The sequence below is a fragment of the Comamonas granuli NBRC 101663 genome, assembly GCF_000739995.1.
Taxonomy (GTDB): Bacteria; Pseudomonadota; Gammaproteobacteria; order Burkholderiales; family Burkholderiaceae_C; genus Simplicispira; species Simplicispira granuli.
In genome coordinates this window covers 108325-121136 of the sequence record NZ_BBJX01000001.1, presented here as the reverse complement: position 1 = coordinate 121136, position 12812 = coordinate 108325, and the positions used below count along the sequence as shown (strand labels likewise).

Sequence of the window (12812 nt, the reverse complement as noted above, 5' to 3'; positions counted from 1 at the left end):
ACAGGATGACCGGGGGGGCACCATGCTGATGTGGCTCGCCCAGTGGCTGCAAGGCCTGTCGCCGGAGCTCGGCTTTTTGCGCGTGTTCCAGTACCTCACGCTGCGCGCGGTGCTGGGCGCGCTCACGGCGCTGCTCATCGGCCTGTTCGCCGGGCCGGCGGTCATCCGCCGGCTCACGGCGCTCAAGATCGGCCAGCCCATCCGCACCAACGGCATGGAGACGCACCACGTCAAGAGCGGCACGCCCACCATGGGGGGCGTGCTCATCCTGCTGGCGATCAGCGTCTCCACGCTGCTGTGGGCCGACCTGTCCAACCGCTTCGTCTGGATCGTGCTCATCGTCATGCTGGGCTTTGGCGCCATCGGCTGGGCCGACGACTGGCGCAAGGTGGTCAACAAGGACCCCAACGGCATGCCCTCGCGCGAGAAGTATTTCTGGCAGTCGCTCATCGGCCTGATGGCCGCGCTGTACCTCGTGTTCAGCATTTCCGAGAGCTCCAACCTCAAGGTGCTGGAGCTGTTCGTCTCGTGGGTGCGCTCGGGTCTGGACGTGAATCTGCCGCCCCAGGCCGGGCTGCTGCTGCCCTTCTTCAAGGAGGTGAGCTACCCGCTGGGCGTGCTGGGCTTCGTCATCCTCACCTACCTGGTGATCGTGGGTTCGAGCAATGCCGTGAACCTCACCGACGGCCTGGACGGCCTGGCCATCATGCCGGTGGTCATGGTGGGTTCGGCGCTGGGCGTGTTTGCCTATGTCACCGGTAGCGCCGTGTACTCCAAGTACCTGCTGTTTCCGCACATCCCGGGCTCGGGCGAGCTGCTCATCTTCTGCGCCGCCATGGCCGGCGCGGGCCTGGCCTTTCTGTGGTTCAACACCCACCCGGCCCAGGTGTTCATGGGCGACGTGGGCGCGCTGGCGCTGGGCGGCGCCCTGGGCACCATCGCCGTCATCGTGCGCCAGGAGATCGTGCTCGCCATCATGGGCGGCATCTTCGTCGTCGAGGCGCTGTCGGTCATGCTGCAGGTGAGCTGGTTCAAGTACACCAAGCGCAAATACGGCGAGGGCCGGCGCCTGCTGAAGATGGCGCCGCTGCACCACCATTTCGAGAAAAGCGGCTGGAAGGAGACGCAGGTGGTCGTGCGTTTCTGGATCATCACCATGCTGCTGTGCCTGGTCGGCCTGTCCACCCTGAAGCTGCGATGAACCCGCTGGACGAGCACCTCCCCGCACCGCAGGCCGGCACGCCGCCCGCGCCGGCGGCGCCTGCGCCCGAGCCGCCGCGCACGCTCGACGCCGCGCGCGAGGCCGCCGCCTTCGTCGCGCGCATCTTCGCCGACGCCCCGGCGGACGAGGCGCAGGCCGCGCCCGCCGACGCCCCGGCCCCGGCGCAGCCGGAGGCGCAGGCGCCCGACTGGCAGCCCGTGCCCTCCGGCTGGCCGCAGGCGCAGGACCCGTCCCCCCTGCGGGATCAGCAGGTGCTGGTCCTGGGCCTGGGGGCCTCGGGCCTGGCCATGGCGCGCTGGTGCGTGCGCTGCGGCGCCCAGGTCACCGTGGCCGACACGCGCGACGCGCCGCCGCAACTGGCGCTGCTGCGCGCCGAGCTGCCGCAGGTGCGCTTCGTGGCCGGGGCCCTGGATGGCGCCCTGCTGGAGTCGGGTGCGGTGACGGCGGTGTACCGCTCACCGGGCCTCAGTCCGCAGGCCATTGCTCCTGTTTTGGATGCTGCCAGCGCCCGCGGAATCAGCGTTGGCGGCGAATTGGACCTGTATGCCCAGGCCCTGCACGCGCTGCGCGCGGCGCATGGCTATGCGCCCGCCGTGCTTGCCATCACGGGCACCAACGGCAAGACCACCGTGACCGCGCTCACCGGCAAGCTGGTCGCGCACGCGGGGCGCACGGTGGCGGTGGCGGGCAATATCGGCCCCACGCTGCTCGATACGCTGGCCGGGCGCATCGACAGCGCGCAACTGCCCGAGGTCTGGGTGCTGGAGCTCTCGAGCTTCCAGCTCGACGGCGTGTGCGGCTTCGAGCCCACGGCGGCCACGGTGCTCAACCTCACGCAGGACCACCTGGACTGGCATGGCGACATGGCGGCCTACGCCGCCGCCAAGGCGCGCATCTTCGGCACCCAGGCGCTGATGGTGCTCAACCGCGACGACGCGCGCGTCATGGACATGCTGCCGCCGGCCGTGCCCGTGTCCGCCAAGGGCAGGCCGCAGAAGCTGCAGCAGCGCGCCCACCTCACCTTCGGGGCGGGCATGCCCCAGCGCCCGGGGGACTACGGCATCGAGCTCGTCAACGGCATGGCCTGGCTGGTGCGCGCCCAGGAGGCCGACGAAACCGTCCGCCGCAGCAAGGGCGCGGACGAGGAGCTGCACATCCAGCGCCTCATGCCGGCCGATGCGCTGCGCATCCGCGGGCGCCACAACGCCACCAACGCCCTGGCCGCCCTGGCCCTGGCGCAGGCGGCGGGCTGTGCGCTGTCGGCCATGCTCTACGGCCTGCGCGAATACCGCGGCGAGCCGCACCGCGTGGAGCCGGTGGGCATCGTCAACGGGGTGGAGTTCTTCGACGACAGCAAGGGCACCAACGTGGGCGCCACCGTGGCCGCGCTCAGCGGCCTGGGGGCCGAGCGCCGCCTGGTCGTGATCCTGGGCGGCGACGGCAAGGGCCAGGACTTTTCTCCCCTGGCTGCGCCCCTGCTGCGCCACGCGCGCGCGGCCGTGCTCATCGGGCGCGACGCGCCCGCCCTCCGCGCGGCGCTGCAGGAGACGGGCCTGCTGCTGCACGACGCGGCCACGCTGCCCGAGGCCGTGCGCTGGGCGGCCGAGCGTGCGCACGCGGGGGACGCGGTGCTGCTCTCGCCCGCCTGCGCCAGCCTGGACATGTTCCGCGACTACGCGCACCGCGCAGAAGTGTTCGTCGATACCGTGCGCGCCCTGGCGCAGGACGCGGGCCAGGAACTGGGGGGGGTGGCATGAGCGCCGCCGTCCGCACCCCGGCCCGCCTGTGGCAGCGTCTGATGCCCTGGCTGGGCGCCGCGCAGGGCCGTGCGGCCGATGTGCTGCCCGTGCGCGTGGGCGGCACCGAGTACCGCCAGACCACGGCCACGCCCGCCAGCGTGCTGGGCTTTGACCAGGCGCTGCTGTGGGCCGTGGTGGCCCTGCTGTCCTGGGGGCTGGTGATGGTGTATTCGGCCTCCATCGCCATGCCCGACAACCCGCGCTTTGCGGGCTATGCGCCCACGCATTTCCTCACGCGCCATGCGCTGTACCTGGTCATGGGTTTTGTGGCCGCGCTGCTGGCGTTCCAGATTCCCATGCGCACGTGGGAGCGCGCCGCGCCCTGGATGTTCGTCGTCTCGCTGCTGCTGCTGGCGGTGGTGCTGGTGCCGGGCGTGGGCAAGGTGGTCAACGGCGCGCGCCGCTGGCTCTCGGTCGGGCCCATTGGCTTCCAGCCCTCGGAGCTGGCCAAGTTCGCCGTGCTCGTCTACGCCGCCGACTACATGGTGCGGCGCATGGAGGTCAAGGAGCGCTTCTTCCGCGCCGTGCTGCCCATGGCCGCTGCCGTGGCCGTGGTGGGCATGCTGCTGCTGGCCGAGCCCGACATGGGCGCCTTCATGGTGGTGGCCGTGATCGCCATGGCCATTCTGTTCCTGGGCGGCGTGAATGCGCGCATGTTCTTCCTCATTGCGGCCATTCTGGTGGGGGCGTTCGCGCTCATGATCGCCAGCTCGCCCTGGCGGCGCGAGCGCGTGTTCGCCTACCTGGACCCGTTCAGCGAGCAGCATGCGCTGGGCAAGGGCTACCAGCTCTCGCACGCGCTCATCGCCATCGGCCGCGGCGAGGTCTGGGGCGTGGGGCTGGGCGGCAGCGTGGAAAAACTCCACTGGCTGCCCGAGGCGCACACCGACTTCCTGCTCGCCGTCATCGGCGAGGAGTTCGGCCTCGTGGGCGTGCTCGCGCTCATCGTGCTGTTCCTCTGGGTGGTGCGCCGCATCATGCACATTGGCCGCCAGGCCATCGCCCTGGACCGCGTGTTCGCCGGCCTGGTGGCGCAGGGCGTGGCCATCTGGATCGGCTTCCAGGCCTTCATCAACATGGGCGTGAACCTCGGCGCCCTGCCCACCAAGGGCCTCACGCTGCCGCTCATGAGCTACGGCGGCTCGGCCATCCTCATGAACCTCGTGGCCCTGGCCGTGGTGCTGCGCGTGGATTATGAAAACAAGCTGCTCATGCGCGGAGGCCGCGTATGAGCAGCTTGTTTCGTCACAACGAGTTGCTGCAGCGCGTCAGCGCTGCGGAATGCGCAGCATTCCATGCGCGGAGGCCGCGTATGAGCAGCTTGTCTTATCAAAATGAGCTGCGCATTGCGCATGCAATGCCGGGCGCGAAGCGCCTGATGCGCGGAGGCCGCGTATGACGCAGAAAACCGCCCTCATCATGGCCGGCGGCACCGGCGGCCACATCTTCCCCGGGCTGGCGGTGGCCGAGGCGCTGCGCGCGCGCGGCTGGCGCGTGCACTGGCTGGGCGCGCCCGCCAGCATGGAGGCGCGCATCGTGCCGCCGCAGGGCTTTGCGCTGGAGACCATTGACTTCTCCGGCGTGCGCGGCAAGGGCCTGGCCACGCTGGCGCTGCTGCCCCTGCGCCTGTTGCGCGCCTTCTGGCAGGCCTGGCAGGTGATGCGCCGCGTGCAGCCCGACGTGGTGGTGGGCCTGGGCGGCTACATCAGCTTTCCCGGCGGCCTGATGGCCGTGCTGGCGGGCAAGCCCCTGGTGCTGCACGAGCAGAACTCCGTGGCCGGCATGGCCAACCAACTGCTGGCCCGCGTGGCCGACCGGGTGTTCACCGCCTTCCCGGAGGTGCTGCGCAAGGGCCAGTGGGTGGGCAATCCCCTGCGCAGCGCGTTCACGCAGCAGGCCGAGCCGGCGGCGCGCTTTGCCGGGCGCAGCGGCCCCTTGCGCCTGCTGGTCGTGGGTGGCAGCCTGGGGGCGCGGGCGCTCAACGAGATCGTGCCCCAGGCGCTGGCCCTGATCCCGCCGGACCGGCGCCCGCAGGTCACGCACCAGAGCGGCACGGCGCAGATCGAGCAGTTGCGCGCGAACTACCAGGCGGCCGGGGTGCAGGCCGAGCTCACGCCCTTCATCGAGGACACGGCCAGCGCCTTTGCCGCTGCCGACCTCATCGTCTGCCGCGCCGGGGCCAGCACGGTCACCGAGATCGCCGCCGTGGGTGCGGCCGCCGTGTTCGTGCCCTTCCCGGCGGCCGTGGACGACCACCAGACGACCAATGCGCAGTTCCTCGTGCAGGCCGGCGGCGGCTGGCTGGTGCCGCAGGCCGAGCTCTCGCCCCAGTGGCTCGCTGAAATGCTACAAAATACGGAGCGTTCCGCGCTTTTGGAACGCGCCCTGAAGGCCAAAACCATGCAAAAAACCCAGGCTACCCGCGAGGTGGTCACTGCCTGCGAGGAGCTGGCCTGATGAAGCACGCCATCCACCACATCCATTTCGTCGGCGTGGGCGGCGCGGGCATGAGCGGCATCGCCGAGGTGCTGCTCAACCTGGGCTACCGCGTCTCGGGTTCCGACCTGGCCGACAGCAGCACGCTGCAGCGCCTGCAGTCGCTGGGCATTGCCACGCACCTGGGGCACGATGCCGCGCACATCGCCGGGGCCGACGCCGTGGTCATCTCCACGGCCGTCAAGAACGACAACCCCGAGGTGCTCGCCGCGCGTGCGCGCAAGATCCCGGTGGTGCCGCGCGCGCTCATGCTGGCCGAGCTCATGCGCCTCAAGCAGGGCATTGCCATCGCCGGCACGCATGGCAAGACCACCACCACCAGCCTGGTCACCAGCGTGCTGGCCGAGGGCGGCCTGGACCCGACCTTCGTCATCGGCGGGCGCCTCAACAGCGCCGGGGCCAATGCACGCCTGGGCAGCGGCGACTACATCGTCGCCGAGGCCGACGAGTCCGACGCCTCCTTCCTCAACCTGCTGCCCGTGATGGCCGTGGTCACCAACATCGACGCCGACCACATGGAGACCTACGGCCACGACTTCGGCCGGCTGAAGAAGGCGTTTGTTGATTTTCTGCACCGCATGCCGTTCTACGGCACGGCCATTCTGTGCATCGACAACCCGGCCGTGCGCTCCATCGTGCCCGAGGTGTCTTGCCCGATCACGAGCTACGGCTTTGCCGAGGATGCCCAGGTGCGCGCCGTCAACGTGCGCGCCGTGGGCGGGCAAATGCATTTCACGGTGCAGCGGCGCAACGGCGTGACGCTGCCCGACATGGACGTGGTGCTCAACCTCGCGGGCGAGCACAACGTGCTCAATGCCCTCTCGGCCATCGCCGTGGCGGTGGAGCTGAACATTCCCGACGCTGCCGTGCAGCGCGCGCTGGCGAACTTCCGCGGCGTGGGGCGGCGCTTCCAGAGCTACGGCGAGCTGCCCGCGCAGGGCGGCGGGCAGTTCACCGTCATCGACGACTACGGCCACCACCCCGTGGAGATGGCCGCCACGCTGGCCGCCGCGCGCGGGGCCTTTGCCGGGCGGCGCCTGGTGCTGGCCTTCCAGCCGCACCGCTACACGCGCACGCGCGACTGCTTCGAGGATTTCATCAAGGTCATCGGCCAGGCCGACGCCGTGCTGCTCACCGAGGTCTACGCCGCGGGCGAGGCGCCCATCGTGGCCGCCGACGGGCGCTCGCTGGCGCGTGCGCTGCGCGTGGCCGGGCGGGTGGAGCCGGTGTTCGTCGAGGACGTGGCCGAGCTGCCGCACGCCATCGCCCAGGTCGCGCGCGCTGGCGACGTGGTGCTGTGCATGGGCGCCGGCTCCATCGGCGGCGTGCCGGCACGACTGGTCGATATGCTACAAAATACAGAGCACGTTGCGCAGGAGGGAAGCGCCCCATGAGCCAAAACGATCCAAAGATCAGCGCCGCCGCCCTGGGCAAGGTGGCCGTGCTCATGGGCGGCAACTCGGCCGAGCGCGAGGTCTCGCTCATGTCCGGCGCGGGCGTGCTGCAGGCGCTGCGCGCGCGCGGTGTCGATGCCGATGCCTTCGACCCGGCGCAGAGCGAGCTGTGCGAGCTCAAGCGGGCGGGCTATGCGCGCTGCTTCATCGCCCTGCACGGCCGCCACGGCGAGGACGGCTCGGTGCAGGGCGCACTGGAGTTGCTGGGCATTCCCTACACCGGCTCGGGCGTCATGGCGTCGAGCATCGCCATGGACAAGGTCATGACCAAGCGCGTCTGGCTGGCCGAGGGTCTGCCCACGCCGCGCTATGTGTGGCTGGCGCCCGAGCGCCAGCAGCCGGAGGTGGTGCGCACCGTGCCCGACGAGCTGGGCCTGCCGCTCATCGTCAAGCCCCCGCGCGAGGGTTCGTCCATCGGCGTGACCAAGGTGCGCGGCTACTCGGAGATGCAGGACGCGGTGCGACTGTCCGCGCGCTACGACCCGGATGTGCTGTGCGAGGAATTCATCGAGGGCGAAGAGGTGACCTGCCCCGTGCTGGGCGAGGGGGCGCACGCCGTGGCCCTGCCGGTGATCCGCATCAATGCCCCCGAGGGCGCCTACGACTACCAGAACAAGTACTTCACCGACGACGTGAAATACCAGTGCCCCAGCGGCCTGCCCGAGGCCGAGGAGCGCGAGATCCAGCGCATCGTGCTCGCGGCCTACCGCACCCTGGGCTGCCGCGGCTGGGGCCGGGCCGACCTGATGATCCGCGCCAGCGACCGCAAGCCCTTCCTGCTGGAGATGAACACCTCCCCCGGCATGACCGGCCATTCGCTGGTGCCCATGTCGGCGCGCGCCGCCGGCATCAGCTACGAGGACCTGTGCCTGCGCCTGCTCGCCAGCGCGGCCCTGGACAGCCCTGCCCACCCCGCACCCGCCCCAGGAGCCTCGGGATGAACCCCGCGCTGCCCGCACCGCTGGACGTACGCCTCATGAACTGGACCGCCACGGCCCTGTTCCTGGGCTGCGGCATGCTCGTGCTGGCGGCCTGCGGCCACTGGGTGCTGCGCCACCCGGCCTTTGCCATTGCGCGCCTGGTGGTCGAGGGCGACGTCGCCCACCACAGCGCCGTGACCCTGCGCGCCAATGTGGCGCCGCGCCTGGCGGGCAACTTCTTCACGCTGGACCTGCAGGCCGCGCGCCAGGCCTTCGAGCAGGTGCCCTGGGTGCGCAAGGCGCAGGTGCAGCGCGCGTTCCCGGGCGCCCTGCGCGTGGTGCTGGAGGAGCACCGCGCGGTCGCGCACTGGGGCGCCGAGTCCGGCACGGCCATGGTGAACGACTTCGGCGAGGTCTTCGACGCCAGCGCCGACGAACCCGAATACGACCTGCTGCCGCGCCTGCTGGGGCCCGAGGGCAGCTCCGCGCACATGCTGCACATGCAGGGGCAGCTCCAGCAGGCCCTGGAGCCGCTGGGCCTGGACATCCAGGTGCTCGAGCTGAACCGCCGCGGCAGCTGGCGCCTGGTGCTCGACAGCGGCGCCAACATCGAACTGGGCGCGGGCAGCGATGCAGAGCTGCTGGCGCGCCTGCAGCGCTTCGTGCGCACGCTCACCCAGGTGGCGGCCAAGTACGGGCGGCGCGTGGATGCCCTGGAGTCGGCAGACCTGCGCCACGGCAACGGCTATGCGCTGCGCCTGCGCGGCGTGACCACGGTGGCGCAGGGGGCGGGCGCGGGCACGCGCCGCTGAGGCAGGCAGCAAGAGATACGAGGCATACAAGGCTATGGCAAGAGAGTACAAGGATGTGGTGGTGGGGCTGGACATCGGCACGGCCAAGATCATGGTCGTGGTCGCCGAAGTCCTGGCAGGCGGCGAGCTCAAGCTCGCCGGCCTGGGGGTGGCGCCGAGCAATGGGCTCAAGCGCGGCGGGGTGGTGAACATCGACGCCACGGTGCAGAGCATCCAGCAGGCGCTCAAAGAGGCCGAGCTCATGGCCGACTGCAAGATCCAGCGCGTCTACACCGGCATCACGGGCAGCCATATCCGCGGCATCAATTCGAGCGGCATGGTGGCCGTCAAGGACAAGGAAGTCACGGCCGCCGACGTCGCGCGCGTGGTCGAGACGGCCAAGGCCATCAACATCTCCAGCGACCAGCGCCTGCTGCTCGTGGAGCCGCAGGAGTTCGTGATCGACGGGCAGGACGTGAAGGAGCCCATCGGCATGAGCGGCATCCGCCTGGAGGCCAAGGTGCACATCGTCACCGGCGCGCAGAGTGCGGCCGAGAACATCCTCAAGTGCGTACGTCGCTGCGGGTTGGAGGTCGAGCAGCTCATGCTCAACCCGCTGGCCTCCAGCCAGGCCGTGCTGACCGACGACGAGCGCGAGCTCGGCGTGGCGCTGGTGGACGTGGGCGCGGGCACCACGGACGTGGCCATCTTCACCGGCGGCGCCATCCGGCACACGGCCGTCATTCCCATCGCCGGCGACCTGATCACCAGCGACATCGCCATGGCGCTGCGCACGCCCACCAAGGACGCCGAGGACATCAAGGTCGAGAGCGGCTACGCCAAGCAACTGCTGGCCGACCCCGAGGCCCAGGTCGAGGTGCCGGGCCTGGGTGACCGCGGCCCGCGCATGCTCTCCAAGCAGGCGCTGGCCGGTGTGATCGAGCCGCGCGTGGAGGAGATCTTCGCGCTCGTGCAGCAGGTCATCCGCGAGTCCGGCTACGAGGAGGTGCTCTCCTCGGGCGTGGTGCTCACGGGCGGCAGCGTGGTCATGCCGGGCATGGTCGAACTGGGCGAGGACATCTTCCTCAAGCCCGTGCGCCGCGGCATCCCGAAGTATTCCAGTGCCCTGGCCGACATGGTCGCCCAGCCGCGCGCCGCCACCGTCATGGGCCTGCTCGAGGAGGCGCGCATGGCACGCCTGCGCGGCTTCAAGGTGGCGCACAAGACGGGGGCGGTGCAATCGGTCTTCGGCCGCTTCAAGGATTTCATCGTGGGGAACTTCTGAACATGGACGCGCTGCTCTGGCTGGCCCGCGCCAGCCCGCACCGAATGCCGGGCGGGCGGCAGGGCCTTGGTCGCCCGCCGCCCGCCCGGCCCCCCACCCTCCATCCCCCCGCGCAGGCCCGGGCCTGCGGCGAACCGCACAGACAAGATTGAAGAAAAAGGAGCTCCCAGATGACCATCGAAATGATCGAAACCGAAGATTTCAACCAGGGCACGCAGATCAAGGTGATTGGCGTGGGCGGCGGCGGCGGCAATGCCGTCGAGCACATGATTGCGCGCAGCGTGCAGGGCGTGGAGTTCATCAGCGCCAACACCGATGCCCAGGCGCTCACGCGCAGTTGCGCGCACCGCGTCATCCAGCTCGGGCACAACGGCCTGGGCGCGGGCAGCAAGCCGGAGATCGCGCGCGAGGCCGCCGAGGCGGCCGAGGCCGACATCCGCCAGGCCATCCAGGGCGCGAACATGCTGTTCATCACCGCGGGCATGGGCGGCGGCACGGGCACGGGCGCCGCGCCCGTGATCGCGCGCGTGGCCAAGGAGATGGGCATTCTCACCGTGGGGGTGGTGACCAAGCCCTTCGCCTGGGAGGGCAACCGCCGCATGAAGAACGCCGACGACGGCCTGGCCGAGCTGGAGGCGAACGTCGATTCGCTCATCGTCGTACTCAACGAGAAGCTGCTGGAAGTGCTGGGCGACGACATCACCCAGGAAGAGGCCTTCGGCCACGCCAACGACGTGCTCAAGAACGCCGTCGGCGGCATCGCCGAGATCATCAACGAGTACGGCCAGGTGAACGTGGACTTTGCCGACGTCAAGACCGTGATGGGCGAGCCCGGCCGCGCCATGATGGGCACGGCCACGGCCAGCGGCCCCGACCGCGCGCGCATCGCCGCCGAGCAGGCCATTGCCTGCCCGTTGCTCGAAGGCATCGACCTCTCGGGCGCCAAGGGCGTGCTGGTGTTGGTGACCGCGGCCAAGGGCAGCCTCAAGCTCTCCGAGTCGCGCCTGGCCATGAGCACCATCAATGCCTACGCTTCGGACGACGCCCATGTGATCTACGGCGCCGCCTACGACGACAGCCTGGGCGACGAGATCCGCGTGACCGTGGTGGCCACGGGCCTGGCACGGGTGAATGCCCGCCGCCAGCCCATCTCGGTGGTGCAGGGCGGCCTGCGCACCGGCACCGACAACCTGGCCTACCCCATGGTCGGCAACGGTGCGCCCGCGGCCATGGCGACCCCGGCCGCACAGGGCGACTACGGCAACATGGCTGTGCCCAGCGTGTGGCGCCGCCCTGGCGACCGCACCAGCGCGGCGGCGCGCGTCGATGCGCTGGTCTCGGGCGGCATGGACGACCTGGAGATCCCGGCTTTCCTGCGCAAGCAGGCGGATTGATAGAAGGCAACCCCCCGAGCGGCTTTGCCGCTCCCCCCTTCTCTCGCGCTGCTGCGCAGCGCGGGAAGGGGGCACCGCCAGCGCGGCGGTCGCGGGCCTGGATCGCGCCCGCAGCGACGGGCCTCTTTTCTATCGAGGCCATAGGCGGGGCGGGGGGGCCGAGAGCGGGTTCGCCCACTAGAATTGCAGGATGCTCCAGCAACGCACCCTCAAGACCCTCACCCGCGCGGTGGGCGTGGGCCTGCACAGCGGGCAGCGCGTGGAGCTGACCCTGCGCCCGGCCCAGCCGGATACCGGCATCGTGTTCCGCCGCGTGGACCTGCCCGAGCCCGTGGACATTCCGGTCTCGGCCCAGGCCGTGAGCGACACGCGCATGGCCTCGACCATCGGCACGGGAGCGGCCCGCGTGCACACGGTGGAGCACCTCATGTCGGCCTGCGCCGGCCTGGGGGTGGACAACCTCTACGTGGACATCACGGCCGAGGAGGTCCCCATCCTCGACGGCTCCTCGGCCTCCTTCGTCTTTCTGCTGCAGAGCGCGGGCATCGTGCTGCAGAATGCGCCGCGGCGCTTCATCCGCGTGACCCAGCCCGTCGAGGTGCGCCAGGGCGAAGGCGCGCAGGCCAAGTGGGCGCGCCTGGACCCGTACCACGGCTTCAAGCTGCGCTTCGAGATCGACTTTGCCCATCCCGCGGTCGATTCCACGGGGCAATGCGTCGAGTTCGACCTGGGCACGGGCAACTACAGCCGCGACATCGCGCGCGCGCGCACCTTCGGCTTCACCAAGGACGTGGAGATGATGCGCGCCAGCGGCCTGGCCCTGGGCGGCGGGCTGGACAACGCCATCGTCATGGACGACTACCGCGTGCTCAACGCCGATGGGCTGCGCTATGACGACGAGTTCGTCAAGCACAAGATCCTCGACGCCATGGGCGACCTGTACCTCGTGGGCAAGCCCCTGCTGGCGGCCTACGGCGCCTTCCGCTCGGGCCACGCGCTCAACAACCTGTTGCTGCGCGAACTGCTGGCGCATCCCGAGGCCTGGGAGATCGTCACGTTCGACAACGAGCGCCTGGCGCCGGCCGGGTTCGCGCAGCCCGCGCGTGCCTGGTAGGGCGGCATGCTGGTGTTCCGCTGGCTCGTCATGCTGCTGCTGTTTGCGGCGGCGCTGTGCTTCGCCTTTTATGCGGGCACGGGCCAGGCGCGCTACAAGCGCCTGGGGTTTGTGGTGCTCAAGTGGACCCTGATCGCCGCCGGCGTGTTCTTCGCCGTGCTCATCCTCGAGCGCGGCATCTGAGAGGCGTGAGCAGGTTCCGGGCGGCTGCCCTATACTCGCGCCTGCTCCGGGGTGCACGTATTGGCGTGCTGAGATGGCGGCCCGAGCCGCCAAAACCGCGAACTTGATCTGGTTAGTACCAGCGTAAGAAGAGCTGCAGTCGGGGATTTGTGCG

General features: G+C 70.2%; 11 protein-coding genes and 1 riboswitch. All 11 genes read left to right on the top strand.

The genetic code is table 11. The annotated features are described in order from the left end of the window. The first annotated feature begins 22 nt into the window (after positions 1-22). The 11 genes from mraY (at position 23) to CGR01S_RS16820 (ending at position 12658) form a co-directional block, all read left to right on the top strand. Positions 23-1201, top strand: a complete 1179-nt coding sequence (gene mraY, locus CGR01S_RS00570) for a phospho-N-acetylmuramoyl-pentapeptide-transferase (RefSeq protein ID WP_042421337.1) — start codon at positions 23-25, stop codon at positions 1199-1201. Beyond that, a complete protein-coding gene (murD, locus tag CGR01S_RS00565) occupies positions 1198-2979 on the top strand; it encodes a UDP-N-acetylmuramoyl-L-alanine--D-glutamate ligase (RefSeq protein WP_042421335.1) in 1782 nt (593 codons plus the stop codon). The genes mraY and murD overlap by 4 nt, the downstream gene beginning before the upstream one ends. Continuing rightward, positions 2976-4253, top strand: a complete 1278-nt coding sequence (ftsW, locus tag CGR01S_RS00560; RefSeq protein ID WP_042421333.1) for a putative lipid II flippase FtsW — start codon at positions 2976-2978, stop codon at positions 4251-4253. Before murD ends, ftsW begins: the two co-directional genes overlap by 4 nt. A gap of 163 nt (positions 4254-4416) precedes the next feature. Then, positions 4417-5478, top strand: coding sequence for an undecaprenyldiphospho-muramoylpentapeptide beta-N-acetylglucosaminyltransferase (gene murG, locus CGR01S_RS00555; protein ID WP_042421331.1), 1062 nt, complete (start codon positions 4417-4419; stop codon positions 5476-5478). Next, entirely contained in the window at positions 5478-6911 is a 1434-nt protein-coding gene (gene murC, locus CGR01S_RS00550; RefSeq protein WP_042421328.1) for a UDP-N-acetylmuramate--L-alanine ligase, read from the top strand. The genes murG and murC overlap by 1 nt, the downstream gene beginning before the upstream one ends. Then, positions 6908-7912 carry a D-alanine--D-alanine ligase gene (locus CGR01S_RS00545; protein WP_042421325.1) on the top strand — a complete coding sequence of 335 codons (1005 nt, stop codon included), beginning with the start codon at positions 6908-6910 and terminating at the stop codon, positions 7910-7912. The genes murC and CGR01S_RS00545 overlap by 4 nt, the downstream gene beginning before the upstream one ends. Next, on the top strand, positions 7909-8703 hold the full coding sequence (locus tag CGR01S_RS00540; protein WP_042421323.1) for a cell division protein FtsQ/DivIB: 795 nt from the start codon (positions 7909-7911) through the stop codon (positions 8701-8703). The genes CGR01S_RS00545 and CGR01S_RS00540 overlap by 4 nt, the downstream gene beginning before the upstream one ends. A gap of 34 nt (positions 8704-8737) precedes the next feature. Further along, entirely contained in the window at positions 8738-9967 is a 1230-nt protein-coding gene (ftsA, locus tag CGR01S_RS00535; protein WP_042421320.1) for a cell division protein FtsA, read from the top strand. Between the two features lie 170 nt (positions 9968-10137). Continuing rightward, entirely contained in the window at positions 10138-11361 is a 1224-nt protein-coding gene (gene ftsZ, locus CGR01S_RS00530; protein ID WP_042421317.1) for a cell division protein FtsZ, read from the top strand. A 190-nt stretch (positions 11362-11551) separates the two neighbouring features. Beyond that, the gene (gene lpxC / locus CGR01S_RS00525; RefSeq protein WP_042421315.1) at positions 11552-12475 is read left to right on the top strand and encodes a UDP-3-O-acyl-N-acetylglucosamine deacetylase; all 924 of its coding nucleotides are present in this window, start codon (positions 11552-11554) and stop codon (positions 12473-12475) included. 6 nt (positions 12476-12481) lie between these two features. Then, positions 12482-12658 carry a hypothetical protein gene (locus tag CGR01S_RS16820; protein WP_169742439.1) on the top strand — a complete coding sequence of 59 codons (177 nt, stop codon included), beginning with the start codon at positions 12482-12484 and terminating at the stop codon, positions 12656-12658. A 37-nt stretch (positions 12659-12695) separates the two neighbouring features. Next, positions 12696-12805, top strand: a riboswitch (TPP riboswitch). The last annotated feature ends 7 nt before the right edge of the window (positions 12806-12812 follow it).